19 protein-coding genes and 1 riboswitch are annotated in these 26103 nt (G+C 55.2%); of the genes, 9 read left to right on the top strand and 10 right to left on the bottom strand.

Features of this window, described 5'->3' with window-relative positions; all coding sequences use genetic code 11:
• Positions 1–160 precede the first annotated feature (160 nt).
• Positions 161–2554 carry a phosphoenolpyruvate synthase gene (gene ppsA / locus NM686_RS04740; RefSeq protein ID WP_255186733.1) on the top strand — a complete coding sequence of 798 codons (2394 nt, stop codon included), beginning with the start codon at positions 161–163 and terminating at the stop codon, positions 2552–2554.
• Positions 2555–2595: 41 nt separating this feature from the next.
• Here ppsA and NM686_RS04745 read toward each other — a convergent pair whose 3' ends face one another.
• The 5 genes from NM686_RS04745 to pta all read right to left on the bottom strand — a co-directional run bounded on the left by NM686_RS04745 (position 2596) and on the right by pta (position 8478).
• Complete coding sequence (locus tag NM686_RS04745; protein ID WP_255186734.1) at positions 2596–3885, bottom strand: sensor domain-containing diguanylate cyclase; 1290 nt, start codon at positions 3883–3885, stop codon at positions 2596–2598.
• A 154-nt stretch (positions 3886–4039) separates the two neighbouring features.
• Complete coding sequence (locus NM686_RS04750; RefSeq protein WP_255186735.1) at positions 4040–5233, bottom strand: acetate/propionate family kinase; 1194 nt, start codon at positions 5231–5233, stop codon at positions 4040–4042.
• Positions 5234–5248: 15 nt separating this feature from the next.
• A complete protein-coding gene (locus NM686_RS04755; RefSeq protein ID WP_255186736.1) occupies positions 5249–5803 on the bottom strand; it encodes a plasmid pRiA4b ORF-3 family protein in 555 nt (184 codons plus the stop codon).
• An 18-nt stretch (positions 5804–5821) separates the two neighbouring features.
• Positions 5822–6352, bottom strand: coding sequence for a DUF2380 domain-containing protein (locus NM686_RS04760; RefSeq protein ID WP_255186737.1), 531 nt, complete (start codon positions 6350–6352; stop codon positions 5822–5824).
• Positions 6346–8478, bottom strand: a complete 2133-nt coding sequence (gene pta, locus NM686_RS04765) for a phosphate acetyltransferase (protein ID WP_255186738.1) — start codon at positions 8476–8478, stop codon at positions 6346–6348. Before pta ends, NM686_RS04760 begins: the two co-directional genes overlap by 7 nt.
• Positions 8479–8782: 304 nt before the next feature.
• On the opposite strand from pta, the gene NM686_RS04770 reads away from it, so the two are divergent.
• Positions 8783–9427, top strand: a complete 645-nt coding sequence (locus tag NM686_RS04770; RefSeq protein WP_255186739.1) for an FHA domain-containing protein — start codon at positions 8783–8785, stop codon at positions 9425–9427.
• A gap of 5 nt (positions 9428–9432) precedes the next feature.
• Positions 9433–9804 carry a PilZ domain-containing protein gene (locus tag NM686_RS04775; RefSeq protein WP_255186740.1) on the top strand — a complete coding sequence of 124 codons (372 nt, stop codon included), beginning with the start codon at positions 9433–9435 and terminating at the stop codon, positions 9802–9804.
• A gap of 79 nt (positions 9805–9883) precedes the next feature.
• Here NM686_RS04775 and NM686_RS04780 read toward each other — a convergent pair whose 3' ends face one another.
• Entirely contained in the window at positions 9884–10147 is a 264-nt protein-coding gene (locus NM686_RS04780; RefSeq protein ID WP_255186741.1) for a hypothetical protein, read from the bottom strand.
• A gap of 306 nt (positions 10148–10453) precedes the next feature.
• A riboswitch (cyclic di-GMP riboswitch) is annotated at positions 10454–10533 on the top strand.
• Positions 10534–10627: 94 nt separating this feature from the next.
• On the opposite strand from NM686_RS04780, the gene NM686_RS04785 reads away from it, so the two are divergent.
• The 4 genes from NM686_RS04785 to NM686_RS04800 all read left to right on the top strand — a co-directional run bounded on the left by NM686_RS04785 (position 10628) and on the right by NM686_RS04800 (position 15688).
• Positions 10628–11368 carry a hypothetical protein gene (locus NM686_RS04785; RefSeq protein ID WP_255186742.1) on the top strand — a complete coding sequence of 247 codons (741 nt, stop codon included), beginning with the start codon at positions 10628–10630 and terminating at the stop codon, positions 11366–11368.
• 65 nt (positions 11369–11433) lie between these two features.
• The gene (locus tag NM686_RS04790; protein WP_255186743.1) at positions 11434–12240 is read left to right on the top strand and encodes a VPLPA-CTERM sorting domain-containing protein; all 807 of its coding nucleotides are present in this window, start codon (positions 11434–11436) and stop codon (positions 12238–12240) included.
• A gap of 191 nt (positions 12241–12431) precedes the next feature.
• Positions 12432–14000, top strand: coding sequence for a fused MFS/spermidine synthase (locus NM686_RS04795; protein ID WP_255186744.1), 1569 nt, complete (start codon positions 12432–12434; stop codon positions 13998–14000).
• Positions 14000–15688 carry a sulfotransferase gene (locus NM686_RS04800; RefSeq protein WP_255186745.1) on the top strand — a complete coding sequence of 563 codons (1689 nt, stop codon included), beginning with the start codon at positions 14000–14002 and terminating at the stop codon, positions 15686–15688. The genes NM686_RS04795 and NM686_RS04800 overlap by 1 nt, the downstream gene beginning before the upstream one ends.
• A 381-nt stretch (positions 15689–16069) precedes the next feature.
• Here the strand turns inward: NM686_RS04800 and radA are convergent, their stop codons facing one another.
• From radA to NM686_RS04820, 4 genes are all read right to left on the bottom strand, one after another.
• Positions 16070–17437 (bottom strand): DNA repair protein RadA, encoded by a 1368-nt coding sequence (gene radA, locus NM686_RS04805; RefSeq protein ID WP_255186746.1) that lies wholly within the window; start codon positions 17435–17437, stop codon positions 16070–16072.
• Between the two features lie 172 nt (positions 17438–17609).
• Positions 17610–18716: an alanine racemase gene (alr, locus tag NM686_RS04810; protein WP_255186747.1), complete on the bottom strand. Its 1107-nt coding sequence runs from the start codon at positions 18714–18716 to the stop codon at positions 17610–17612.
• Entirely contained in the window at positions 18713–20107 is a 1395-nt protein-coding gene (dnaB, locus tag NM686_RS04815) for a replicative DNA helicase (protein ID WP_255186748.1), read from the bottom strand. Before dnaB ends, alr begins: the two co-directional genes overlap by 4 nt.
• A 171-nt stretch (positions 20108–20278) precedes the next feature.
• The gene (locus NM686_RS04820; protein WP_255186749.1) at positions 20279–21502 is read right to left on the bottom strand and encodes an HD domain-containing phosphohydrolase; all 1224 of its coding nucleotides are present in this window, start codon (positions 21500–21502) and stop codon (positions 20279–20281) included.
• A gap of 688 nt (positions 21503–22190) precedes the next feature.
• Between NM686_RS04820 and NM686_RS04825 the strand changes: the two genes are divergently transcribed.
• Positions 22191–25286 carry an efflux RND transporter permease subunit gene (locus tag NM686_RS04825; protein WP_255186750.1) on the top strand — a complete coding sequence of 1032 codons (3096 nt, stop codon included), beginning with the start codon at positions 22191–22193 and terminating at the stop codon, positions 25284–25286.
• Between the two features lie 250 nt (positions 25287–25536).
• On the top strand, positions 25537–25905 hold the full coding sequence (locus tag NM686_RS04830) for a DUF4186 domain-containing protein (RefSeq protein WP_255186751.1): 369 nt from the start codon (positions 25537–25539) through the stop codon (positions 25903–25905).
• Positions 25906–26103: the final 198 nt, after the last annotated feature.

Genomic DNA, 26103 nt, shown 5'->3' on the forward strand with positions numbered 1-26103 from the left:
AAGTATTTGGCCTATGCTTATGCCGATTTATCCTAAAAAATCAGTTGAGCATGCTAAATCCCGTTCGCCCCGAACCTAGTCGAAGGGCGCGGCACGAACGGATTCCAGATACGCCAACTATTTTTTAGGTTTATAACATCATAAGCCAAGGAGCGCAGCCATGTCTCAATCCCATCAATACATACGCTGGTTCAATGAACTGACTATCCAGGATATTCCGCTGGTTGGCGGAAAAAACGCCTCGCTCGGTGAAATGTATCGGGAATTGGCCACGGAAGGCGTGATCGTGCCGAACGGTTTTGCGATTACCGCCGAAGCCTATCGCGATATGCTGGATCAAGCCCATGCCTGGGATAGACTGCATGAGCTGTTGGACAGGTTCGATCCAGACGATGTCGCCGATTTGGCAAGACGCGCCCAGCAAGCCCGCGACTTGGTCTATGCGGCGCCGTTGCCCGAGGCGTTGCAGCGGCAGATTTTGGCGGCTTTCGCGCAATTACAACAAGAGTATGGCGACGATCTGACCGTCGCGGTACGCAGTTCCGCCACGGCCGAGGATTTGCCGACCGCCAGCTTCGCCGGCCAGCAAGACACCTATTTGAACATCCGCGGCGGCCAATCCTTGCTGGATGCCTGCAAGCGCTGCTTCGCCAGTTTGTTTACCGACCGGGCGATTCATTACCGCATCGTCCAGGGCTTCGATCATTTCAAGGTCAGTCTGTCGATAGGCGTCATGAAAATGGTGCGTTCCGATTTGGCGGCCAGCGGCGTGATGTTTTCGCTGGATACCGAATCCGGTTTCAAGGATGCGGTGTTCATCACGGCCGCCTACGGTTTGGGCGAAAATGTCGTGCAGGGCGCGGTCGATCCCGACGAGTTTTACGTACACAAACCCACCTTTGCCGACGGTCACCGTTGCGTATTGCGTCGCGGCTTGGGCGCGAAAAAGATCAAGATGGTCTACAGCGATGGTCGTACCCACGAACCCATCCGCAACGTGGCGACGTCCAATACCGAACGCAGTCATTTCTGCCTAGACGATACCGACGTGCTGACCTTGGCCGATTATGCGATAAAAATCGAAAACCACTATGGTAGGCCAATGGACATGGAATGGGCCAAGGATGGTCTGGACGGCCGTTTGTACATCGTGCAGGCGCGGCCGGAAACCGTGGCCTCGCAACGCACCGGTACGGTATTGGAACAATACGAACTCAAGCAAGCAGGCGAAATCATCACCAAGGGCCGCGCGGTCGGCAGCAAGATCGCGGTCGGCAATGCACGGGTGATTACCAGTGTCGCCAACTTGTCGACCTTCAAGCCTGGCGAAGTGCTGGTGGCCGACATGACCACGCCGGATTGGGAACCGGTCATGAAAACGGCCGCAGCCATCGTCACCAACCGCGGCGGTCGTACCTGCCACGCCGCCATCATCGCCCGTGAATTGGGGGTTCCGGCCGTGATCGGCTGCGAAGATGCGACCGATGCGATAGTGGGCGGCGGCCTGGTGACGATCAGTTGTGCCGAGGGTGATGTCGGCAAGGTTTACGCCGGAAGGCTGGATTTCGAGGTGCTGCAAACCGATTTGTCGCGGATGCAGCGCCCCAAAACCAAGGTCATGCTGAATCTGGGCAATCCGGAACTGGCTTTCAAGCACAGCTTCTTGCCGAACGACGGCGTCGGCCTGGCCAGAATGGAGTTCATCATCACCGAATATATCAAGGCCCATCCGATGGCCTTGATCCATCCGGAAAAGGTCGCCGACAGCGGCGAACTGGAACAACTGCGGCAGCTCACCGAAGGTTATGAAAAGCCGGAAGAGTTTTTCATTCAGCGTCTGGCCGAAGGCGTCGGCACCATTGCGGCGGCTTTTTATCCCAAGCCGGTGGTGGTGCGGATGTCGGATTTCAAGACCAATGAATATGCCACTTTGTTGGGCGGACGCTGGTTCGAACGCGACGAGGCCAACCCGATGATCGGCTTTCGCGGCGCCTCCCGTTACGTGCATCCGGCCTATGCCGAAGGTTTTGCGTTGGAATGCGCGGCGATGAAGCGGGTCAGGGAACGGATGGGCTTGACCAATGTGGTGCTGATGATCCCATTCTGCCGGCGGGTCGAAGAGGCCGAAAAGGTGTTGGATTACATGGCTCGATGCGGCTTGCGGCGCGGCGAAAACGGCCTGGAAATCTACGTGATGTGCGAGATCCCGAACAACGTGATTCGCATCGACGCCTTTGCCGAACTGTTCGATGGCTTTTCGATCGGCTCGAACGACCTGACTCAATTGACTTTGGGCGTGGACCGCGACTCGGAAATCGTCGCCCACGACTTCGACGAACGCGACCCCGGCGTCAAAGAAATGATCAGGCTGGCGGTTGAAGGCTGCCGCCGCAACAACAGGCATTCCGGCCTGTGCGGCCAGGCTCCGTCCGATTATCCGGAAATGGCCGAGTATCTGGTCGAAATCGGCATAGACTCGATGAGTCTGAATCCCGATACCGTGCTGAAGACCACGCAGCGGATATTGGAGCTGGAACAGCGCTTGGGACGATAAGTGAGGGGCGAAAAGTGTTTTACAAGGTCAACGACTCTTTTCTAGGGTTGTGATGAGAGCACGCAATTTCGCCCTTCTGCCTTGGCTTGATATAAAGCTTTGTCGGCATTATCGATCAAGTCGACAATATCCTGACCTGGCAGGGCTTCGGCAACGCCCATGGACAAGCTGAACGTCCCTACTTGAGCGTCATCGTATTCGTAAACCGCCAGGCGAATACGCTCCGCGATTTCCAGTGCGGCCGATAACTCGCAATACGGCAACAGGAGCAAAAACTCCTCGCCCCCCCAGCGTATCACGGCGTCGCAATTTCTGACCTTGGCTTGCAGAATTTTGCCGGTGTTGACGATGATTCTGTCGCCGACCGAGTGGCCAAAACCGTCGTTGATGCGCTTGAAATGATCGATGTCGGCCATGATGACACAAAAGGGTTGATGCATCGCATTTGCCGAGGCGCGCTGGCTTTTTAGCATGACTTCGCCGCTGCGCCGATTCCACAGCCCGGTCAAGGGGTCTTTGGTCGCCTGTTCCTTCAGCTCCCGTTCGGCGTTGACCCTAGCCGTGGAATCCTTGCTGAAACTGACGAAATGGGTGATTTCGCCCTTCGCATTGCGCACCGGGGCGATACTTTCCTCGGCATGAAACAAGCTGCCGTCCTTGCGGCGATTGGTAAACACATAACGAAAACTTTTACCCTTGCGCAAGGTTTCCCATAAATCGCGGTAAAAACGCGCGTCATGCACACCTGAATGTAACAAGGCGGGCGTTTTGCCCAGGGTTTCTTCCTGCGTATAGCCGGTCAAATCCAGGAAGCTTTGATTGACGAACACAATTTTCGATTGATGATCGGTAATCAAGATCGCATCCGGCGAGTCATTCAATGCCGTGGCCAGCAAGTCGCGCGCCTGTTCCGCCGCAATCATGGCACTGATATTTTGCTGTACCGAGACAAAATGAGTGATGTTGTCGTCCGCGTCGCGGATCGGAGAGATGTTCCATTGGACCACGTATGCCGTGCCGTCCTTACGGTAATTGATGGTCGATCCTTCAAAAAAACGCCCTTCCCGCAAACACTCGCGCAGCCGGTCGATCACCCCGGCATCGGTATCCTGGCCTTGCAATATGCGCGGCGATTTTCCTATGAGTTCGGCTAAGGCATAACCCGTCATCTGACAAAATGCCGGATTGGCATAGACGATCAAGGGGCCTGCCGGACTGGGCTGTGCGTCGGTAATCACCACTGCGTTATAGGACTGATCGATCGCGGCTTGAAATAGGACGGTCAGTTCGGCGGGCGTCAAGGCGGGATGCAAGCGAGGATCGGTTGCCATTAAATGATCGCTATAGAGAAAACAAGAAGGACGGCTTCATTATCGGCAAGGGGTGCGAAAATGTCGCGAATCGCACTCACACAAGCCCAGGATATGCGATGCGCAGGCATCCTGGGCAAGTCGCCGGAGAGGTCAAATGGATGGCAACGGCGGTTCAGACCGATTTTTCCAGACATGCCTGGGCCTGCAGTGCAATTTCCAGCTCTTCGTGGGTTTTGATCACCAGCACCTTGGTGGGAGACGGGTCGGTATGGATGGCACCGCAGGGGCGGGCGGGGGCCCGGTTTTTTTCGGCGTCGATGGCGATTCCCAATGCCGATAAACCGGCGCAGCATTGCTGGCGCAGCCAGTGGTCGTTTTCGCCGATGCCGCCGGTGAATACCAGGGCATCGACACGGCCAAGCACGGCAAAATACGCGCCGATATATTTTTTGATCCGGTAGGCGTACATCGCCAGTGCCAGTCTGGCGTTGACGTCGCCGGCATCGGCCATTTGGTGGATGGTGCGCATGTCGTTTTCACCGCAGACGCCTTTGCAACCGCTGTTTTTATTCAACAGGTTTTCGATCTCTTCCAGGGATAAATTCAGCGTGCGGTGCAGATAAAAATGCAGGGCGGGATCGATGTCGCCACTACGAGTACCCATCATCAAGCCTTCTAGCGGCGTCATGCCCATCGAGGTGTCGATGCTGAGACCGTTTTCGATGGCGGTGACGCTGGCGCCGTTGCCCAGATGCAGAGTGATCAAATTGACTTCGTTTAACCCTTTGCCCAGAAAGTCAGCGGCCTGCTTGGCGACGTAATGGTGCGAGGTGCCGTGGAAACCATAGCGACGCACGCCCTGGTCGTGATAAAGCGCGTTTGGCAGCGCATAACGGTAGGCGTAATCCGGCAAGCTGCCGTGAAATGCCGTATCGAACACCGCCACTTGCGGTACATCACCCATTTGCCGTAACGATTCCTTGATACCCAGCAAATTGGCTGGATTATGCAGGGGCGCCAGCGGAATCAGACTGTCGATGCGGTCGATCACCTGCTGGTCGATCAAGGCCTGCTCCCGGAAAAACTCACCGCCGTGCACGACGCGGTGGCCGATACAGGCCAATTCGCCGTCGCCGATCACGGCGGAAGTCGAGATGAGTCTGAACAATGCCCGTAGCGCATGCTGATGATCGGGAATGACTTCTTCGGTGGTTTGCGGTTCGAGGCCTGCCAGACGGTAACGATGAACACCCAGTGATTCGCCTATGCGTTCTATCAGGCCGGTCAACAGGATGCTTTGATTGCTCATCTCAAACAGACTGTATTTGACTGAAGAGCTACCGGCATTGAGTACGAGAATTTTCATAGGCGAGGTTTCGGCTTATCCGTGAAAGATATGATTGATGTCGTCCGTGGAAAAATATTCCGGATCGAAGTTCTCCGGCAACCATTCCGACAAATTTTGATGTTCTTCGTGTTCCGGGTCTTGCATGATCAGCAGCAAGTCTTTATAGCCCCAGATGCCGCCACAATTTTCCGGCGGGCAGGCACGTTTGCCTTTTACGCAAAACGGTAAGGGTTGCCCAGCCGTAAAAGGCAAAATTTTCTCTAATACGACATCATGTTCCCAGCCATCACCAAAATCGTATTCATACAGCAGTTTGTCGCCTTCCCGTTTTAGCAGGCTGGTCAGTCTGACTTGCGTTTCGTCTTTGCCGTAATCGAATCCCATCGAAGGGTCGGGGATTTTATAGATGACGGAATCGCTGACAAACGCGTGCAGGTGATTGTCTTCCCAACCCATGATGACTTGTAAAATGTTGTGAAACTCGGGCAGTTTGACGCTGGAAAACGTCAGAAAGCGGCGCCAGATGGGCGGTCTGATGCCCTTTAGCGTCACTTTGATTTGATAGATTTCATGCAAGTTTTTGACCATGGAGAGGGGTTGTCGCGCTCAGGGTTGTAGGGATTTAAGCGTGTTGGGCGGCGGCGGGGTGTAGCGATTTTCCAGTTGGTTGTCGATTTTATCCGCCATGGTTTCGACGGCCTTGCCGACCAATTCCACGTTCGGCCCTTTGGATTCGGTAATGAAATGAGCCATCCAGTTTGCATCCCCGACTCGCACCAGTTTACCCATCAAGTAGGCAAACAAGAAACTGGGCTTATGCAAGCGGCCAACCAATACGTAGTCGGCGCCGGCGCGTCTTCCCAGTTCGGATGCGACATCGGCATGATCGAACAAATAGCCCACGCCGCTATTGGCCGCTTGTTGGGTGTCTAACGGAATCTCGACGATTTCGTAGCCGGCGGAGCGTAATTCGCCTTCCAGCAAGGGTTTGATCGAGGCCGTGCGTTCGATTTCCGCCGGCACGCCGGGTGCAAGGGTTAAATCCTTCAGTTCGAAATCCAGAATGGCAATGCGCGGAGCGGCATGCACCGAGCCACTGATGCAGCTTAACAACAGCAGGTGTTTTAAATTTAGCATGTGTTGCCGACCTCCTGCGCTTGAATCGCGGTGATGATGACGGTGTTGACGATATCCGGGACGGTGCAGCCGCGGCTGAGGTCGTTGACGGGTTTGTTCAGGCCTTGTAATACCGGGCCGACGGCGATGGCGTCCGACGAGCGCTGTACCGCTTTATAGGTATTGTTGCCGGTGTTGAGGTCGGGGAAAATGAATACCGTGGCCTGGCCGGCCACCTCGCTGCCGGGCAGTTTGGTTTTGGCGACGCCGGAATCCACGGCGGCGTCATATTGCATCGGACCTTCGAGTTTCAAATCCGGACGCAAGGCTTTGGCGATTTTGACCGCCTCACGTACCTTGTCGACGGCTTCGCCCTTGCCGGAATCGCCGGTGGAATAGGACAGCATCGCCACTTTGGGTTCGATGTTGAACATGCGGGCGGTCTCGGCGGAATTGATGGCAATGTCGGCCAGCTCCTGGGCGGTTGGATTGGGATTGACCGCGCAGTCGCCGTAAACCAGCACTTCGTCTTCCAGACACATGAAAAATACGCTGGAGACGATCGATGCGCCCGGTTTGGTTTTGATGATCTCGAACGCCGGCCGTATCGTATGTTGTGTCGAGTGTACCGCGCCGGATACCATGCCGTTGGCAAAACCCAAGTGTATCATCAGCGTGCCGAAATAGCTGACATCGGCCATCAAGTCGAACGCCGTGGCATAAATGACGTTTTTGTGCTTGCGCGCCTCGTAATAGGCTTGCGCGAATAGCGGGCGCAGCTCGGACGTCATCGGGTCGATGATCTCGACATCGTCCAGTTTCAAGGCTAGTGACTGGATTTTTTGCCGGATTTCGGTTTCGTTGCCCAGCAGCGTGATTTTGACGACATCGCGCAGCAACAAGATTTCCGCGGCGCGTAAAATACGCTCTTCGGTGCCTTCCGGCAGCACGATGTGCTGTTTCTTGGCCTTGGCGCGTTGCAGCAGGTCGTATTCGAACATCAGCGGGGTCATCTTGTGCGTGAGGTTGCTGCGCAAGCGCAAGCGCACTTCGCTCATGTCGAGGTTGCTTTCGACCAAGCCCAAAGCCTTGGCGATTTTTCTGTCATCATGCGAATGCAGGCGGGCCGGCACCTGGCTGATTCGCATCGCGGTGGTGAAGGTATCGGAGTCGACCCCCAGAATTGCAAAGGGCGCATCGCCAAGCCCGTCTATCAAGGCTTGTACTTGCTTGCCCGGTTTTTGATTGCCGGTCAACAACAAGCCGGAAATTTGCGGGTAATTGGTCGAATGGTAAGCCATCAGGCTGGCCAGAATGATGTCGGAACGATCGCCTGGGGTAATGATCAAGTCGCCGGTCTCGACATAATCCAGAAAATCCGGCACCAGCATGGCCGCCACTTTGTATTGATGGACCTCGCGACTCAATGCGTTGTTGTCACCGGAAAATATTTTCGCTCCCATCGCATGTACGATGTTGCCTATGGTCGGCTTTTCAAGCGACAACTCGACCGGGACGATGTAAATCGGGAAATCGTTGGGGTGGCTCAACATGGCGCGCAGCGGCTCTATCTGGCCGGGTTCGACACCGTTGATGATGACCGCCAGCACATCGCTGTCATGCTGATGCAGTTCATGCTTGAGGTGGGCAAGACTGTTTAGAATCTGTATATTGTCTTGCCTGGAACCCGGTATCACCGGCATCATTTGGCAATCCAGATTGTTGGCGACCTGGGCGTTGAAATCGAATTCGAAAACCGCGTCGCGGTGGCTATAGTCCGAGCCCATGCAAAGCACGAAGTCGCATTTCGCCTTCAATGCCCGGTATTTTCCCAGGATGATTTTGTGTAGTTCATCGTATTGTTCATCGGCGACCAGCGCGCGGGCATGGTCGCTCTTGCAGCCATACATGGCTTCGTAAGGGATGTCCGGCTGGTAACGATAGGTAATGAATTGGATCAATTCGTCTTTTTTGTCGCCGGCTTGAATGATGGGGCGAAAAAAGCCAATTTTGCCGGCATAACCCGTCAGCATCTCCATCATCGCCAGCATGATGATCGATTTTCCACTGTTGCGGTCCGCGCCTGTAATATAAAGGTTCCGCGATTGAAACGATTGTTGTTTTTTTTCGGTGGAAGAATTAGTCATCGTCATGGTCGGCTAGGGTGGCGGCATTGATTTTACTGTAAATTCGACCGGATAATAGGCCTTTGTGTTATCGAGTCGATGTTTATCTTCACGGATTTTGCCAGAATTGACGTTCCGCTGGGCGAATGCCGCTTTCAGGCGAATGTGGGGGCTTATTTGCAACGTCCCCGGAGCAGCCGAGCGTGTGATTTGTGGACGTAAAATTGCCAAGTAAGAAAATCGAAAATTATCGTTTATATCACTGCAGGCTTCCTTTTAGCGTCTATACTACAATTCGGTCGCAGGGACTTATAGAAAAACAGCAATGGCAAAATTTACCGTCTATTTCAAAGATAAACCCATTTTTTCAGGTATTTACGATTCCGGCGTGGTGCATATCGGCCGGGACGACACCAACGAATTAGTGGTCGATAGCTTGGCGGTGGCGCCTGCCCACGCCGTGGCGGTCATCAAGGACGGCAAGTGCGTCATCAAGCAACTCAACGAAAAATTTCCGCTACTGGTCAATAATCAACCTTCCAAGGAATGGAATCTGCAAAACAACGACGTCATCAATGTCGGCAAGCATTACATCGTTTACAACGCGACCGAATTTTTTCATCAGCCGGTCGAATCGCCTCAAGCCGCGTCTTCCCAGGACCCTGACCTGGAGTTTTTGAACGAGAAGCTCGAAGCGGGCGCAAGGCAGCAGGAAGGCAAGCTGCAAGTGATGGATGGACCTCATATCGGTCGCATTCTTACGCTGAAAAAGGCCATGACGCGCCTCGGGCACGAAGGCGCCGGCGTGATAGTCATTGCCCGGCGTAAGGATGGTTATTATGTGTCGGCCTTGCAGGGCCACGACGGACTGCGGCTGAATAGGGAGCCATTGGGCGAGCGAACGGCGTTGCTGCGAAACAATGACGTGATCGAGGTGGACAAAACGCCGATGCAGTTTTTCCTGGAGTGATTCGGGTGACGGCAAAAACAGACGGCGAGAAAAGGCATTTCCAGCGCATCTTTTATGACGCCGAGGCATCGTTGCTGAACGATGAGTTCACGCTACCTTGCCGGATTGTCGATATTTCACTGAAAGGCTGTCTATTGAATCTGGAAAAGCCTTGGCCGGGTTCGGCGACGACGCCTTGCATGCTGATACTGAACCTCTCCGACGAAGCATCCATACGCATGAAACTGACTTTTGCTCACGGTTCTGGCACGCTGGCCGGTTTCAAATGTGACGATATCGACATCGACAGCATCACCAATCTACGCCGGCTGGTGGAACTCAATCTGGGGGATAGCGCGTTGCTGGAGCGTGAGTTGAGCGCGCTGGGCGGCTGGTAACTTTCTTCGACGGCGCCCTGTTTTCAGGTTTTGAGGTTCTGCAACCGCGGGACTGGTAGTCTTTACTGGTGCGCGGGCATTAAATCCAGGCCTGTTTTCTATCCAGCCACCTCAGGCTTAGCCAATACCACAGTGTCATTGGCAGCATCATGGCAAACCACTCCCAATCATCCATCAAAAACAGTTTGTTTATCCATTGGCTGTCATTGAAATAATGACTCCAGGGGATGCAATAAAAGCTGAAGACGATGCTGCTCCAGAGCAAAATCAGCGCGCCTCTTCGCGTCTCGATACTCGAAAATGCCAGAAATACCCAAATTGGCATGTCCTTGGTTTTTTGCATGCAAAATTCTCCGTAATAGATTGAGTTGATCAAGCAATTATTGCGCCCATTTTACAAAGGCGCAATTTGGCCGGCCATGGCCTGGAAGTCCGCGATCGAGATTGAGGCATTTGGCCTGAAAACTGCGTGATTTCCCATAATTCTATTCGCGAAAAAACATTTTAAGAATATTACCGAATGATGTAATTTTTTGAAACCTAGTGCTTTAGTGGGTTTTGGCATGAAAGCTGTCTCCAAAATATTGGGTTGAGTTTGTTGTGAGCGTTTTGGCCAAAAATATCGCATCAGATTGTTTGGTAGAGCTAAGGTCAGCCTGGCCACACCCGGCGCGAGGCGGGGTCGGAAAGCCACGGGTCTCAAGGAAATGAGATAGCCGGGTCGCCTCCTTTAGTGATGGGGAGGTCAAGATGGAGGTTAGGGCTATACCTTGTCTTGAACATTACTGTTTACTTATCTTGTCAACAGTATAAAGAGGAAATTATGAAAAAAATCGTTATGTCGTTACTGGCCCTGGCTAGCTTGCTATGCGGCAGCCAGGCATTCGCTCACGTGTCCTATCGTGACTTGAGTGTTTTAAGTCCATTCCAACGTTCAGTGACCAGCAATGTCGGTTGGGCTGATGCCGCGGAAGCTGATTGGGGCGATAGCCACCATGGCGCGTTTTTTAGCTTTACCCTGGCGACCGATCAACAAGTGAAAATCGATGTTACAGGCCTGGGGCAAGGCACTTATGCCAATTTGACTGCCGCGGGTTTGCCAAACGCTAGCACGCCTACCTATAGCACGGTTGCCGCGCTCACCGACGTGGGTTTCAGCTTGTACAAAGGCTTGTTGCCTGCTTCGACGTATGAAGGCGCCACGAACAGCGCTACAGGCGAGTTATGGATCGATTTCGCCGCGCAAGGTAAGCAAGGCGGCTGGAATGCGAATGGCGACATGACGCTGTATAACAACTCGGGTCAATCGGGCACGCTGGAATTTTTGCAAGCCGTCAACAACAGCCTGACAAACGCCGAAAGCCTGACCATTTTTCTGACCGCGGGCAGCTATACCATCACGGCCGGTGGCGCCATCGATCCAGCTAGCGGTGCTCACTCTGGCACATATGGTATCCAAGCCAGTATGGCGCCGGTCCCTGTTCCGGGTGCGGTATGGTTGTTCGGCAGCGCGATGGCCGGATTGATCGGCTGCGGTCGTCGTAAAGCAGTGGTTGCGGCTTAACGGCATCTCGCGGGCCTTGGTTTTGCAGCCAAGGCCTTATGTACTGAAAATCAGAGGAATTCTTGATGACAAAGAAACGACTAAATAAAGCCATTATCGGGATCTTGGGCGTGGCCGCAATCTCCGTATCCACCCAGGCCAGCGCCTTTACCGCCGTATCGTTGGGCGTTTTCACCGGCGACACGATCTCGCGCGATGATGCGACGCCTTACAAATCCTGGTCGGATATTCAAGCCAAAAGCAATATGGGCTGGGTGCATACAGCCGACTGGTTCAAATTACAGGTTGGTACGCAGGCGGACATAGCCGCTGGAAACACGTTCAATGTCGGATTCAGTTTGACTTCTAGAGGGACTAACCAGCCTCTAAATACCGGGGGGTTTAGCATTTGGACCAGCGGTACCAGCGCCATCGCAGAAGGCGGTGGCTTCCATGAATACAATCAGGTGCGCGGTCGCAATGACGGTGGCGTGACCACGAATAATGACATCGGTAATATCGTCGATGGACACGATGGCTGGGTCGGTTATGCGCAAAACGGCCTTTCCTTTAAGAATGGTGATCTCGATGATGTCGCCCATGGCGGCGCCTGGAACACCAATTCGCCTTTTTTGAGCGGTGGCGCCGCAAGTGCGTCGGCGAGCGCGGCAACCTTGAATCTGTTTGGCTTGAAGGCGGGTTACTATCTGATTGGCTTGGGCGGCGTATGCCCGGATAACGATTCGAGCTGCATGGGCCAATCACCGGCTTCGCGCCAATATACGTTCTCGGTTGCCACTGCCGCGCCGGTTCCCGTTCCTGGCGCCGTCTGGTTGTTCGGCAGCGCGTTGGCTGGCGTGGCGGGCATCAACCGGCGTAAACGTGCGGCTTGATCGAAATCTCAAGGAAAATGGACAGCCTGAGGGAAATGGGCAACACGTTTTGAACAGGATGATTTAGAACGCAGGGATGTTAATGGATTGACCTTGCCAGGAGGCAGACGACCCCGAATCACGGAATGGAGCCGGTTCGGGGTTTTTTATGGGTAAAAATTGACTATCCAAAATTGAACTTTTTGAATCCTATGGCCAAAAACAACAATCATCATCCCGCAAGTTTGTCTCGTCTCGACGCGGCGCCAAGCAAGGTTTTTCTATGGCTTACTGTCACCCTCAGCGGTGGCGCCGTGATGATTCTGGAACTTTTGGGTACCCGAATCATTGCGCCTTTTTACGGCGCCAGCCTATATGTCTGGTCTGCGCTGATTTCGGTCACAATGATTGCCTTGGCTTTGGGCTATTATCTCGGCGGTTTTCTGGCGGACCGATACCCAAGCCTTCGTTTGGCGCACGTGATCCTATTGGCGGCTTGCGCGACGAGTTTGATTCCCTTCCTTAGCGGGCCCATCTTGAACCTGACCAATCCACTGGGGATGCGGGCTGGCGCATTTGCCAGCGCCATGTTGTTATTTTTCCTGCCGTTGACGGCCTTGGCGATGGTGGGGCCCTTTGTCATCAAACTGGCGACCGAAACACTGGACGATGTCGGCAGTACGGTGGGCTCCGTTTACGCCATCAGCACCGTGGGCAGCGTGCTGTCTACCTTGATGCTCGGTTTCTTTTTGCTGCCGGCGTTTGGCAGCAGAACCATCATTTTCACGCTCGGCTGGGTGCTGGCATTTTGGGCCATTGCCCTGATGATAAAGGACAAATCCGGCTTTGCCCGCATTTCGACGATAATTCCGTTGCTATTCATCGCCCTGGTCGCCGGCTTGCTCAGTGCCAAGGGTTACGCGACTTCCAGACTAACGGACAGCGGTTTCAAGGTCATGCATCAAGCGGAAAGCAATTATGGCTGGGTCAGGGTGGTGGACAATCCGCAAAATGGCACGCGCCTGCTGTTGTCGGATGCCTCGGTGTTAAGCGCCACCGCCTTGCGGGATGGCCGGACCCTGCTGGATTATCAAAACATCATCAGTTCATTGCCGATTTTGCTGCCTAGTCATAATGATGCGCTTTTGATTGGCTTGGGTGGCGGGCATATCGCCCGGCAGTTGAAAGCCAGGGGATTGACCACGGACACGATAGAAATCGACCCCGTGGTGGCTGATGCGTCATTGAAGTTTTTTGATTTCAAGCCTACCGGCGATTTCATCGTGGGTGACGCGCGGTATGAAATAACAAAACTGCGCAAACGATACGACCTGATCGTTCATGACTGTTTCACGGGCGGCACGGAGCCCGTGCATTTGCTGACGAGAGAGATGTTGAGCGATTTGCGCGGCTTGTTGACGGAAAAGGGCATGCTGGCCTTGAACTATGTCGGCTTCACGCGCGGCGAGGGCACGGCCGCGGTGGCGTCTGTGCATAAAACGCTGAAACGGGTTTTGCCCCATGTGCGGGTATTCGTTACCGAAAAGACCGAAATGACGGATTTCATCTTTTTGGCCGCCAACCAACCCATGGAACTGGACCCTAATAGCCGCGACCCGCGCGTGCAATGGTTGATCGACCACGAATACGCCCTCGATGACAGCGAGGGCATCGTCATCAGCGACGACTATAATCCGATGGAAAGCATGCAAATCAGGAAAGCCGAAATCTACCGCGAATTATTCATCAAGCGCGTGGCGCCGGAGTTGTTGGTACTGTGATGCAAAATGCCGCGAAAATCAGCCGAAACGCGCCATGCCCTTGCGGCAGCGGAAAAAAATTCAAGGCGTGTTGCGCCGACAGGCCGGGTAGCGTTTCGGCCATTCCCTTAGACATCGAGCCATTGCACCGGCAAGCCCGGCAGGCCGTGGCGGCGGGAAATTTCACCGAAGCGGAACGGTGCTTTCGCCAATTGGCCCATGCCAAACCCGCGGATGCTTATTTCAAGGCGGGGTTAGGTCAGGCGCTATGCTGGCTGCATCGACGCAAGGAGGGCATAAGTTGTTTGCTGCAGGCCGCCAGGCTGCTGGAGCGTCAAGCCGCCAAATCCCGCGATCCGCGTTTTTTGGTCGAACTGTCGGCGCAACTGACGCACTGGGGAGAAGTGAATGCCGCCGAGCGCTTGGCGCGCCTCGCGCTAACGCTTGCGCCCAAATCCCCGGTTTTCTTGAATAACCTGGCCTTGTGTTTGGTGCGGATGAATCGGCATCAGGAAGCGCTGCCGGTTTCTCGCCAGGTTTGCCAGTTGTTACCCGATCATCCGGGATGCAATATCCTGCTGGCGATTCTGGAAGCCCGTTTCGCGGCGCCCGAACAAGCCTTGGATCGATTGAACCGCGTGATAGAACGCAATGACGACCGCGAGCAGACCGCGCGTGCCTGGCTGGAAAAGGCCGTGATCCTGGATAAAATAGGCCGTTATGACGAGGCTTTCGCGGCCATGGTTCGCGCCGGCAGGGAGCATAGCGCGCTTTCGCCTCTCGGCCCGGAACAGCGCGAATCCCTTTTCGAAACGCTGGAAAGCAATAGCCAGGGATTTAACGCCGCGTTGCTGAAGCGTTGGCCTGTCGAGGATGTCATTAACGACGGTTTGCCGGCACCGGCTTTTTTGCTGGGTTTCTTACGCTCGGGGACCACGCTAACGGAGCAGGTACTGGGGGCTCATAGCCGGATAATCGCGACCGATGAAAGTAGCGTGATCCACGAACTGACCCGCGAATTGCAGCGGCTCAGCGGCAGCAACGAGGATCATGCCAAGGCGCTCTCGGCGTTGAACCTGGCGCAGATCAAACAACTTCGGCAATTTTATTGGCGGCGCATGCGGGAGGAATACGGCGACGCTGTCATGGTCAGGCAACTGGTCGATAAAAATGCGTTGAATACCATCGAGCTGGGCGTCATCAGCGTGGTATTCCCGGAAGCCAAAATCTTATTCGCCTTGCGCGACCCTAGAGACGTTTGCCTGAGTTGTTTCATGCAGGCCTTCAGTTCTTCACCGGCAACCGTCAATCTGACCTCATGGCAAGGCATCGCCAGGCAATACGCGGGCGTGATGGGGTATTGGCTGACGCTACGCGAAACCATGCAACCCCGGTATCTGGAAGTGCGTTACGAGGATACGGTGAACGACTTCGAAAGCACCTTTAGGCAAATATTCGCTTTTTTGGGCGTGGAATGGCAGGCCTCGGTGCTGAAGTTTCACGAACGCGCGCGAGGGCGTTACATTTCCACGCCGAGTTTTGCCGCCGTTAATCAGCCGCTTTACAACACGGCGTTGCGACGCTGGACGCATTATGCAAAGCATTACGTCGAGATCGAGGGGATACTCGAGCCTTATATCGATGCACTGGGTTACGCCGAGCCCCGGGTCAAAACGGGAACTCGAGAAGATTTGCACTCAATGCGATAGCTAAGCTATCGCATTTCCTGGCGTGGTTTGGAGTGAAAAAGCTTTAGCTTTTTCGCGTGTTCCGGTGTTTCGTCCACTATGACTTTCAACGTAACGCTCATGAAGGCTGGGCATCGCCCCGGCAAATGAAAGTCAACTTTGTTATGTCGTTAGTCTGTTTTTGGGGTTGCCGCGTGACTTTCAGAGTAACGCTCATGAAGGCTGGGCATCACCCCGGCAAATGAAAATAGTCTTCAGGGTAAGGTTGCTTGCCGGACAGGCCGCCGTGAATACATCCATGTAGGCTCGACGGCGGCATCCTTGCCGCCGACGCCTGTCCAACAAGCAACCGCACCCTCACATTTTGCTACTTTCAGAGTAATAATGAACGATGACTAAACCTTAGAGTTCCGCCAAAGCCGCCAAAGCCTCCTGAATGTCGCTGACCGCATGAATTTGCAAATTCTTGATGGCCTCTTTGGGTTTGTTGCTCTTGGGAATGATCGCGCGTTTGAAACCGTGCTTGGCGGCTTCGTTGAGCCGGGCGTGGCCGTTGGCGACCGGGCGGATTTCGCCATTCAAACCCACTTCGCCAAAAAAAACCGTGTCGTACGGAATGATGCGGTCGCGCAGGCTGGAAACCACGCCGACCATGATCGCCAAATCGCTGCTGGTTTCCGTGACCTTGATGCCGCCGACCACGTTGGCATAAATCTCGTCGTTGCCGGTGAAAATGCCGCCATGACGCGCTAATACCGCCAGCAGCATGGCCAGCCGGTTTTGATCCAGACCCACCGCCAGCCGGCGCGGGTTGCCGTATTGGCTCTCGGTGACCAAAGCCTGAATTTCCACTAGCAGCGGCCGCGTGCCTTCCCACAGCACCGTCACCACACTGCCGGGCGAGGGCTTTTCGGCGCGCGACAAAAACATCGCCGAGGGATTTTTCACTTCTTTCAGGCCGGTGCTTTCCATCGCAAAAAAGCCCAGCTCGCCGACGCTACCGAAACGGTTCTTGTCGGCGCGCAACACCCGAAAGCGCGAATCGTCGGTACTCGACAACACCACCTGGGCATCGACGATGTGGCTCAAGGTCATAGGGCCCGCCAGCGATTGATCCTTGGTGACGTGACCGACCATGAAAAACGATACGCCGCTGCGTTTGGCGTACTGGGTCAGGTAACTGGCCGATTCGCGCACCTGCGACATCGAGCCGGGCGCCGAATCCGAGTCGGCGGTGTACATGACCTGGATCGAATCGATGATGACCACTTGCGGCTTTTCCTCGTCCAAAACCTGGCAAATCTGCTGTACCGAGGTTTCGGCCAGCATCTGGATGCCGGCGGAGTTGAGTTGCAGGCGATGGGCGCGTTCGGCGATCTGTTGCAGCGATTCCTCGCCAGACACATACAGCACAGGCCATTGTCGGGCGATATGGGCGATGGCTTGCAATAAAATCGTACTCTTGCCGGCGCCCGGTGCGCCGCCGATCAATACCACGCTGCCCTTGACGATGCCGCCACCCAGCACCCGGTCGAATTCCTGTAGGCCGGTGGAAATCCTTTCCGCTTGTGCCAGATTGACCTCGGACAACAACTGCACCGCGCTGCGGCTGCCGGCGTAACCGGAATGATCGCGGCCGGGTTTGTTGCCGCCCAGCCTGACTTCCTTGATGGTATTCCATTCGCCGCACTGGCTGCATTGCCCGGACCAACCTGGATAATCGGCGCCGCACTCGGTGCAGACGAAAGCGGATTTTTGTTTTTTGGCCATGCTAGTTAATGGGGTTGCTGTTGAGATAAGCCGCGCGAGGCCGGGTTATGCCTCGTTGCGCGGCTTGGCTTCGGCGTCTTCCGAGCTTTCATCGGCCCAGTTGCGGGAGAACTTCAAGGCGCGATCTTTGCTCTCGTTCCATGATAAGGGCATGCTTCAGCAATTCCTGGGGTTAATGGCGGGCTTCCACGATCCGGACGCGCTGGGTTATTCCGCACAGCAGCGTGTAGGGGATGGTATCGGCATGACGGGCGATTTCTTCCACCGGCAGGCCGTCGCCCCACAGCGTGACCGGGTCGCCGGGCTGGGCGTTGGGTTGGCTATTTAAATCCACGGTGATCATATCCATCGATACCCGGCCGATCAAAGGGACGCGTTGGCCGTTGACCAGCACCGGCGCACCGCTTTGGGTGTGGCGGTGATAACCGTCGCCGTAACCGATCGAAATCACCCCCAGCCGGGTATCGGTCTGGCATTGCCAGGTACCGCTGTAGCCCACGGTTTCGCCGGCGGCGACATTTTTGACAGCGATCAATCGGGAATGCAGGCTCATCACTGGTCTCAAGCCAAAATCGGCGCCGGTCTTGCCGGCGAACGGTGAACAACCATACAACATCAGGCCCGGTCTAACCCAGTCGCCGGCACTCTCCCGCGTAGCAATGGAAACATTGGGCCAGCCAAGGATGCCGGCCGAGTTGGCGATGCTGCGCTGTCCCGGATAACCTTGTATGGTTTCGTTGAACAAGTCGATTTGATGCAGGGTTTTGTCGTCCAGCAAGTCGTCGGCGTTGGCAAAATGCGTGATCAGGTTGATCGGTTGCTTGACGATGGCGCAAGCCGACAGGCGTTCGTGAGCGGCATTGAAATCAACGCCCTTGAAGCCCAGCCGGTTCATGCCCGTGTCCATTTTCAGCCATACCGACAAGGCCGCCACATCGGCGCCGCGTTGTTGCAGGATGTCGATTTGTTGTGGCGTGTGAATGACTGCATCGAGGCCGTGCTCCAGCATCAATAGCAATTCATCGGTACAGACGAAACCTTGCAACACGGTAATGGCTTGGCCGATGCCGGCCTTGCGCAGCTTTACGCCTTCGTCGACGCGAGCCACCGCAAAGCCGTCGGCCTGATCGAGTGCGCGGGCAACCCGAGTGATGCCGTGGCCGTAGGCGTTGGCCTTGATCACCGCCATGATTTTATTGTTGGGCGCATAACGCTTGACCTGGGCCAGATTATGCCGGACGGCGTCCAGGTCCAGGTGCACGTAGGCGGCCGGCGTCATTCGTAATCCTCGCTGCCGGTGTAGACGCCGGCGAAATTCTCGAAGCGGGTGTATTGGCCGAGGAAAGTCAGGCGCACCGTGCCCAAGGGGCCGTTACGCTGCTTGCCGATGATGACTTCGGCGATGCCTTTGTCCGGGCTGTCCTCGTTATACACTTCATCCCGATAGACGAAGATGATCAAGTCGGCGTCCTGTTCGATCGCGCCGGATTCGCGTAGGTCCGACATCACAGGGCGCTTGTTCGGGCGTTGTTCCAGGTTACGGTTGAGCTGGGACAGGGCGATGACCGGTACGTTCAATTCCTTGGCCAAGGCTTTCAAGCCGCGAGAAATGTCGGAAATCTGTTGCACGCGGTTGTCACCGCTGGCGGGCGATTGCATCAACTGCAAATAGTCCAGCACGATCAAACCCAACTGGCCGTGTTCGCGCATCAGGCGGCGGGCGCGGGAGCGAACCTCGGTCGGGGTGAGGGCAGGGGTGTCGTCGATGAACAGCTTGGTTTCGGCCAGCAGATTGATCGCCGAGGTCAGGCGTGGCCAATCGTCGTCGTCCAGCTTGCCGGTCCTAACCTTGTGCTGATCGATGCGTCCCAAAGACGACATCATCCGCATCGCCAGGGCCTCGCCCGGCATCTCCATACTGAATACCGCCACCGGCAGGCCGCTTTTCAAGGCCACGTTCTCGGCCATGTTCATCGCGATGGTGGTTTTACCCATCGACGGCCTACCTGCGACGATGATCAAATCCGCTGGCTGCAGACCGGAGGTTTTTTCGTCCAGATCGGTAAAGCCGGTGCTGACGCCGGTGACTTCGCCGTCCATTTCGTACAGGGTTTCGATTTTATCGACGGCCTTGGCCAGTAGCGATTTGATCGAGGCGAAGCCGCCCTGGCCGCGTTGGCGCTGTTCGGCGATTTCAAATACCTTGCGTTCGGCGTTTTCCAGCAAATCCGCGGTTTCCCGGCCTTCGGTGCTGAAAGCCGAATCGGATATTTCTGTGCCGATGTGTATCAATTGTCGCAATACCGAGCGGTCGCGCACGATGTTGGCATAGGACACGATATTGGCCGCGCTGGGCGTTTCCGCGGCCAGCATGCCTAGATAAGCCAGGCCGCCGACATCCTTCAATTCGCCGCGGCTTTCCAGAACTTCGGACAGGGTGACCACGTCGAAGGGTTCCTGTTTTTCCGCGAGCTGTGCAATGGCGCGGAAAATCAGCTGATGGTCACGCCGGTAGAAATCGTGATCAATGACTTTGTCGGCGACCGAATCCCAGGTCTGGTTGTCCAGCATCAAGCCGCCCAACACCGATTGTTCGGCTTGAATGGAATGGGGCGGGACTTTTAGTGATTCGACGGCGTGGTCTGGGGGAAAATAATAGTCTTCTGACATCAGGATGAAAAACTAGGGAAACAGCAGAGTGTTTCATTATACCGCATCGAATATCGTTACCATGGGTCCGGCTTTTAGGGTTTTTCGCAGGATGCGGGTTTACCGCGCATTGTGTGGCTTGGGTGTTTTTTCAGGCCATGGATCGCCAGATTCGATTGCCGCGCTCAGATTTCAGTCTTTTGCCAAACGATAATACGCCTCTGCATTGATTTTCAACTTGTCAACCACCGTGCCGTCGAGTTCGTTGTTGGCCACCCGCCTATCCAGGTCCGCCAGGATATCGTTGAGAGACATGCTGTTTCGGTAAGGGCGGGTTTGCGCCAAGGCCTGGAATACATCGGCCACGCTGATGATGCGGCATTCCAAATCCTGTTCCGAGCCTTGGGTTTTGAACGGATAGCCTTCACCGCGCAGGTTTTCATGATGAAAGCCGGCCCAGACCGGAATGCGGGTGTCGGCGAATACTCGTTGCAGGATACGATAGGTGTCGTAACTATGGCGTTGCATGCAGGCGCGCTCGTCGGCGGTTAATTTGCCGGGTTTATCTATGATGTCTTCGGATACGCGTAATTTACCGATGTCGTGCAATAAACCGGCGATTTCGACCTGCTCCAGATCCTGGCCCGTGATGTCGAAGTCTTTCGCCAGTTGCCGAGCCACCAATGATACGCGTTCGGAGTGTTGTTCGGTATAGGGGCTTTTGGCGTCCACTACCCGGGAAAATAATCGGGCCAGTTCGCGTTGAGCCAAGAAATTCAGGGAAACTGGGGCGATATGTTTACCCAGTCCGCGTAAATCCTCATCCAGATAATCTGGGTCCATGGCCAGCCAGAAGGCCTGGCTTTGCGCTATCTGCGCGAAGGCTTCGATCAATTCCGGCGCGAACAGGCTGCCGGATAGGCTGCTTATGCGTTCCACGATGTCGGGAGCCGCGGTCAATATATGTTCGCTGTTCAAAAACGGCACTTGCAGCACATCGATGCGATCGGCCAGAAACAGCAGATTCGCGCGTATTTTGGTGCGCGCATGCAAAGGTAATGGCTGCAACTGTTCCCAGCGAGTATGGTGATAGCGGATTTCCGCGGCCAAGTGCGCCAAGGGCGGGCGGGCAGCGAGATATTCGGCGCCGCGTTTGGCGTGGGCTTCCGCCTCGCTCCATTCCAGCGTCTCGGTGAGGTTGCGGTGCTCGCGAATCTGGGCGACGCCGCAGTCATGCAGCATGCCGGCATGCAGAATGCTGTAGCGTTCCGCTTCAGGCCAATGCAGTTGATCGGCAATCTGATACGCCATCATGGCCACGCGCTTGCCGTGCCTGACCTCGTCGACACCGACCAAATCCAGCGAGCAGCTCAGTGCGGTGACTGCGCTATGCAGGTCTATGTCTTGATGGTCCATGCAGGGTGTTCCGATTTCATGTGAGGGCTTGATGCTATCGCAATTGTACCGCCGGGGCAAAAGGACGAAGTTTCTGTTTCTTGTTGCCATGGCCAAAACGGACGTATCCTGGCCTTGCAAAAGCTATGGATATGGTCAGAAATGACTGTGTATCTTCCTTCCCCGAGAAGGCGGTCGTAAAAGCCCTCCTCGCGGGAGGGTTGGGGTGAGGGGTATTTAATGTAAGTATTTGATTTATTGCCTCATCCTGGCCTTCTCCTTTATGCCCGCGGGTGCGGAGAGAGAAAGCACTGTTTTGACTCACCCAACAGAGGCCGAGGAAGCAAAATGCGGCAGTTATTTTTGACGGAATTCTTGGTGGAATTCCGTGGAAATATGCGATTGCTACAACCACCCAATCAAAACGAGGCGATCAATGTGAAATAACAAACCGGACAGCTGATTTGTGGTAATAAGTGTCCCGCTAGAAATAACTCAGGCGGGCAGTCGCTTTAGCTATTGCCGAATAGCACTGGCGTTTTTGACTTTGGTGACGTTTCCAGGGCGAGAAAACAAAAGGCGTAAGTTATTTTGCACGGAATCTCGATATTTTCACTAAACAGAGCGCCAGCGGACTGGGCGAAATTGCCACGCCATGACCCCTTGTCCGTACAGGGCGTGACCAAATATTATCGTTTAACCACTTTTCATGCTTGCTAGTTTAATCCGTTTTTCCATCCGCTATGCCGGGTTGGTCATTGCGTTGGCTTTGTTGATGCTGGTGTACGGCGGCTATCGTTTCATCGATGCCGATCTGGATATTTTTCCGGAATTCGCGCCCAAACGCGTGATCATCCAGACCGAGGCGCCGGGATTGGCGGCGGAGCAAGTGGAAGTGCTGGTGACGCAGCCGATAGAAACGGCAGTACGCCCTTTGATAGGCTTGGAGAATTTGCGTTCCGAATCGATTCAAGGTTTGTCTATCGTCACGGCGACCTTCGTCGAGGACAGCGATATTTTTCGCAACCGGCAAATGATCAGCGAGCGCTTGGCGGGTTTGGGCCAGCAATTGCCGGCCGGCATAGGCATACCGGTCGCGGTGCCGTTGTCGTCTTCATCGTCCACCGTGCTGACGATAGGCTTGCGCTCGGATACTAAATCATTGATGGAACTGCGCAACCTGGTCGACTGGACGCTGGCGCCGCGTTTGCTGGCCGTGCCGGGCGTGGCCGACGTCAATACCTTCGGCGGCGACGTGCAGCAATTGCAGGTGCAAGTCAAACCGGAGGCCTTGCAGCGCTTCAATCTGGCCTTGGAAGACGTCGTCAATGCCGCGGCCGGCGCCTCGGCCATCAGCGGCGCCGGTTTCATTGAAAACGCCAATCAGCGTTTTACCTTGCAAGTCAGCGGCCAGCCGGGCAGTCCCGACTCATTCAAGCATTTGGTGGTCAAACGCCAGGACGGCGCCACCATTACCCTGGCCGATGTGGCCGATATTCGGTATGCGGCGGCCCCTCCCATCAGCGCCGCGCAAATCATGGGCAAGCCCGGCATCGTGATGATGATCATCGGCCAGTACGGCGCCAATACCTTGTCGGTGTCGCGGCAAGTGGAAAGCGTATTGAACGGTTTCAAGCCCTTGTTCGAGCAGCAGGGCGTGGTGTTTCATACGCGCTTGTTCCGGCCGGCCGACTACATTGAAACCTCGGTGCATAACCTGGCCGGGCATCTGCTGTTCGGCGGCTTGTTCGTGATCGTGATTTTGTACCTGTTCTTGTTCAATTTACGTAGCGCCTTCATCGCCGCGCTGGCGATTCCGCTGTCGCTGATGGCCGCGGTGCTGGTGTTGCTGGAAATGGGCGTGAATCTGAACATCATGGTGTTGGGCGGCTTGGCGATTGCGTTGGGGGAGGTGGTCGACGACGCCATCATCGATACCGAAAACATTTTCCGCCGTTTACGGGAAAACCAAGTCAAACCCAAGCCCAAATCCAGCGCGGCGGTGATTCAGCAAGCCTCTCTGGAAGTGCGCGGTTCAGTGGTCTATGCCAGCTTCATCGTGGCTTTGGTGTTCGTGCCGTTGTTGACGCTGCAAGGCGTGGCCGGGCGACTGTTTTCGCCGTTGGGCTATTCCTACATTCTGGCGATCCTGATGTCGCTGCTGGTGGCGTTGACCTTGACGCCGGCCTTATGCCGCTTGCTGTTGAACCGGAATCTGCCGGAGGCTTCCGATCCGCCGCTGATCGGCTGGCTGAAGCCGCACTATGCCAAGCAGCTGCAGTGGGTGATGCGGCATTTCCGCGCGGTCGTGGTCGTGTGTGCGCTGCTGTGCGCGTTGGGCATTGCGGCTTTTTTGAGACTGGATCACAAGTTTCTGCCGGAACTGCGCGAAGGCCATTTCATCGTGCATACCGCCAGCGTGCCGGGCACCTCGTTACAGGAGTCGATTAGAGTCGGCAGTCTACTGACCGAACGGTTTTTAGCCATAGAGGGGGTCGAGTCGGTGTCGCAATGGGCGGGGCGCGCGGAACGCGGCGCAGATACCTATGGCAGCCATTACAGCGAATACGAAGTGCGCTTGAAACCTTTGTCGGGTCGTGAACAGCAACGGGTACTGGAAGGCTTGCGCGAGATTATCGAGGATTTTCCGGGCATCCATTCCGAAGCCAATACCTTTTTGACCGAGCGGGTCGACGAAACCATTTCCGGTTATACCGCCCCGGTGGTAGTGAATATTTACGGCAGAGATTTGGCGGAACTGGATGCCAAGGCTCAAGCCGTCGCTGCGTTGATGCAAAGGTTACCCGGTGCGGAGGACGTGCAAATGCGCTCGCCGCCGGCAACTTCGATGATAGAAGTCCGCTTGAACCTGGAACAGCTTCAATTCAGGGGCATCAGTCCGGCGCAAGTGATGCTGGCGCTGGAAACGGCTTACGAAGGCCGTATCGTCGGCAAAAACATGCAAGGCAACCGCATTTACAACGTGGCGGTGACCTTGCCGGCCGATATGCGTACCCATGCCGAATCGCTGCAGCAATTGGCACTGAAAAACGCCGACGGCGAGCGCGTGTTGTTGAGCCAGGTGGCCGATATTCGCCACGGCGAAGGCCGTTACAACATCTTGCATCAAGGTGCCTTGCGCACCCAGACCGTGACCTGTAACGTCGATGACAGGGACATGGACGATTTCATCCGGGAGCTGAAAAGCCGGGTGCTGCAGGACATCGAATGGAGCAGCGACAGCTACCCGGAGTTCATCGGCGCGGCCTTGGAGCAGGCCAAGGCGCGGCATGAACTGATCCTGCATGCCGTTTTGGCCGGCGCGGGCGTGCTGATGTTTATTTACCTTGCGTTGGGCAGCTTCCGGCATACGGCCTTGACCTTGTTGAATCTGCCGTTTGCGTTGCTAGGCGGCGTGGCTGCCGTTGTGCTCACCGACGAGTCGTTGTCGGTGGGGTCTTTTGTCGGCTTCGTGACCTTGTTCGGCATCACCGTGCGCAATTGCATCATGTTGATTTCGCATTACCGGCATTTGATCGAACACGAAGGCCAAGTCTGGTCGGCCGCCACGGCCTTGCGCGGCGCCCAGGAACGGCTGCCGTCGATTCTGATGACCGCCTTGGTCACCGCGCTGGCGATGCTGCCGGTTGCCTTCGACAGCGACAACCCCGGCCGGGAAATCATGGGCCCGATGGCGGCCATCATCATCGGCGGCTTGGCGTCTTCGACCGTTTTGAATTTATTGCTGTTGCCGGCGATCTTGCTGCGCTTTGGCCGGTTTGAGCGGGAAGCGGCTAAAGTGTGATGGTCGATGAGGTGTTGATTTTTACTAGAATGGCCAATGTTAGTTTTAGAAAAAGACTTCGGTCCACGCAAGACACAAAACCTGACTTGAAGGCGGGCGAAGGGAGCGCGAAAAATTTCAAGCCGTTATCTCCTCGAGCAATGCCACCTATCGGTGAATACATAAAGTTGATAACCCATGGATTGTTTTTGTGTATTTCGTGCTTTTCGTGGACTACTGGTGTTTTTAGGTTCAACGGTTGGGTGGGCTGATGAGAGAGTTCGAGGCACTATTTTCAGCGCTAGCTAAATCCAGGTTTCGCGGCAAGTTTCACCTGAACGGCAAGGATTTGCAGTATTTGCGCGACAAGGGCGTGCCGACGATACTCGAACATGCCCGCGATTTCATCGGCAAGCGTTTGGCGCCGGCCTTTATTCCCAATGATGGCAAGCAGACGCCTTACCGTGGGCATCCAGTATTCGTCGGCCAGCATGCAACGGCCTGCTGTTGCCGCGGCTGCTTGCAAAAATGGCATGGGATAGCCGCAGGGCACAATTTGACCGCCGAAGAACAGGAATATGTGTTGAGCGTATTGCGACGCTGGTTGCTGCTGGAAATCGACCGTGCCGGGCAAGAATAGAAAACCCGCTAAAACTATTATGCACGTCGAAAATTGTGGTTCCGGAGCGAAACAGCTTTAGCTTTTTCCATAAACGGCTTTGACTATTCGTCTGACCCCAAAAACATCGGTCTTTCACGAAAATCACGAAAGAAATCATTGTGCTATGAGGCTTATCGATTATCGATTCACCTGTACGGTGCTGCTCTTAGGTGTGAT

Source organism: Methylomonas rapida, assembly GCF_024360925.2.
GTDB classification, from domain to species: Bacteria; Pseudomonadota; Gammaproteobacteria; order Methylococcales; family Methylomonadaceae; genus Methylomonas; species Methylomonas rapida.

Bases quoted from the DNA above. Each gene is read 5' to 3' on its own strand.
- ppsA (WP_255186733.1), top strand. From the start codon at position 161: ATGTCTCAATCCCATCAATACATACGCTGGTTCAATGAACTGACTATC.
- NM686_RS04745 (WP_255186734.1), bottom strand. From the start codon at position 3,885: ATGGCAACCGATCCTCGCTTGCATCCCGCCTTGACGCCCGCCGAACTG.
- NM686_RS04750 (WP_255186735.1), bottom strand. From the start codon at position 5,233: ATGAAAATTCTCGTACTCAATGCCGGTAGCTCTTCAGTCAAATACAGT.
- NM686_RS04755 (WP_255186736.1), bottom strand. From the start codon at position 5,803: ATGGTCAAAAACTTGCATGAAATCTATCAAATCAAAGTGACGCTAAAG.
- NM686_RS04760 (WP_255186737.1), bottom strand. From the start codon at position 6,352: ATGCTAAATTTAAAACACCTGCTGTTGTTAAGCTGCATCAGTGGCTCG.
- pta (WP_255186738.1), bottom strand. From the start codon at position 8,478: ATGACTAATTCTTCCACCGAAAAAAAACAACAATCGTTTCAATCGCGG.
- NM686_RS04770 (WP_255186739.1), top strand. From the start codon at position 8,783: ATGGCAAAATTTACCGTCTATTTCAAAGATAAACCCATTTTTTCAGGT.
- NM686_RS04780 (WP_255186741.1), bottom strand. From the start codon at position 10,147: ATGCAAAAAACCAAGGACATGCCAATTTGGGTATTTCTGGCATTTTCG.
- NM686_RS04785 (WP_255186742.1), top strand. From the start codon at position 10,628: ATGAAAAAAATCGTTATGTCGTTACTGGCCCTGGCTAGCTTGCTATGC.
- NM686_RS04790 (WP_255186743.1), top strand. From the start codon at position 11,434: ATGACAAAGAAACGACTAAATAAAGCCATTATCGGGATCTTGGGCGTG.
- NM686_RS04795 (WP_255186744.1), top strand. From the start codon at position 12,432: ATGGCCAAAAACAACAATCATCATCCCGCAAGTTTGTCTCGTCTCGAC.
- NM686_RS04800 (WP_255186745.1), top strand. From the start codon at position 14,000: ATGCAAAATGCCGCGAAAATCAGCCGAAACGCGCCATGCCCTTGCGGC.
- radA (WP_255186746.1), bottom strand. From the start codon at position 17,437: ATGGCCAAAAAACAAAAATCCGCTTTCGTCTGCACCGAGTGCGGCGCC.
- alr (WP_255186747.1), bottom strand. From the start codon at position 18,716: ATGACGCCGGCCGCCTACGTGCACCTGGACCTGGACGCCGTCCGGCAT.
- dnaB (WP_255186748.1), bottom strand. From the start codon at position 20,107: ATGTCAGAAGACTATTATTTTCCCCCAGACCACGCCGTCGAATCACTA.
- NM686_RS04820 (WP_255186749.1), bottom strand. From the start codon at position 21,502: ATGGACCATCAAGACATAGACCTGCATAGCGCAGTCACCGCACTGAGC.
- NM686_RS04825 (WP_255186750.1), top strand. From the start codon at position 22,191: ATGCTTGCTAGTTTAATCCGTTTTTCCATCCGCTATGCCGGGTTGGTC.
- NM686_RS04830 (WP_255186751.1), top strand. From the start codon at position 25,537: ATGAGAGAGTTCGAGGCACTATTTTCAGCGCTAGCTAAATCCAGGTTT.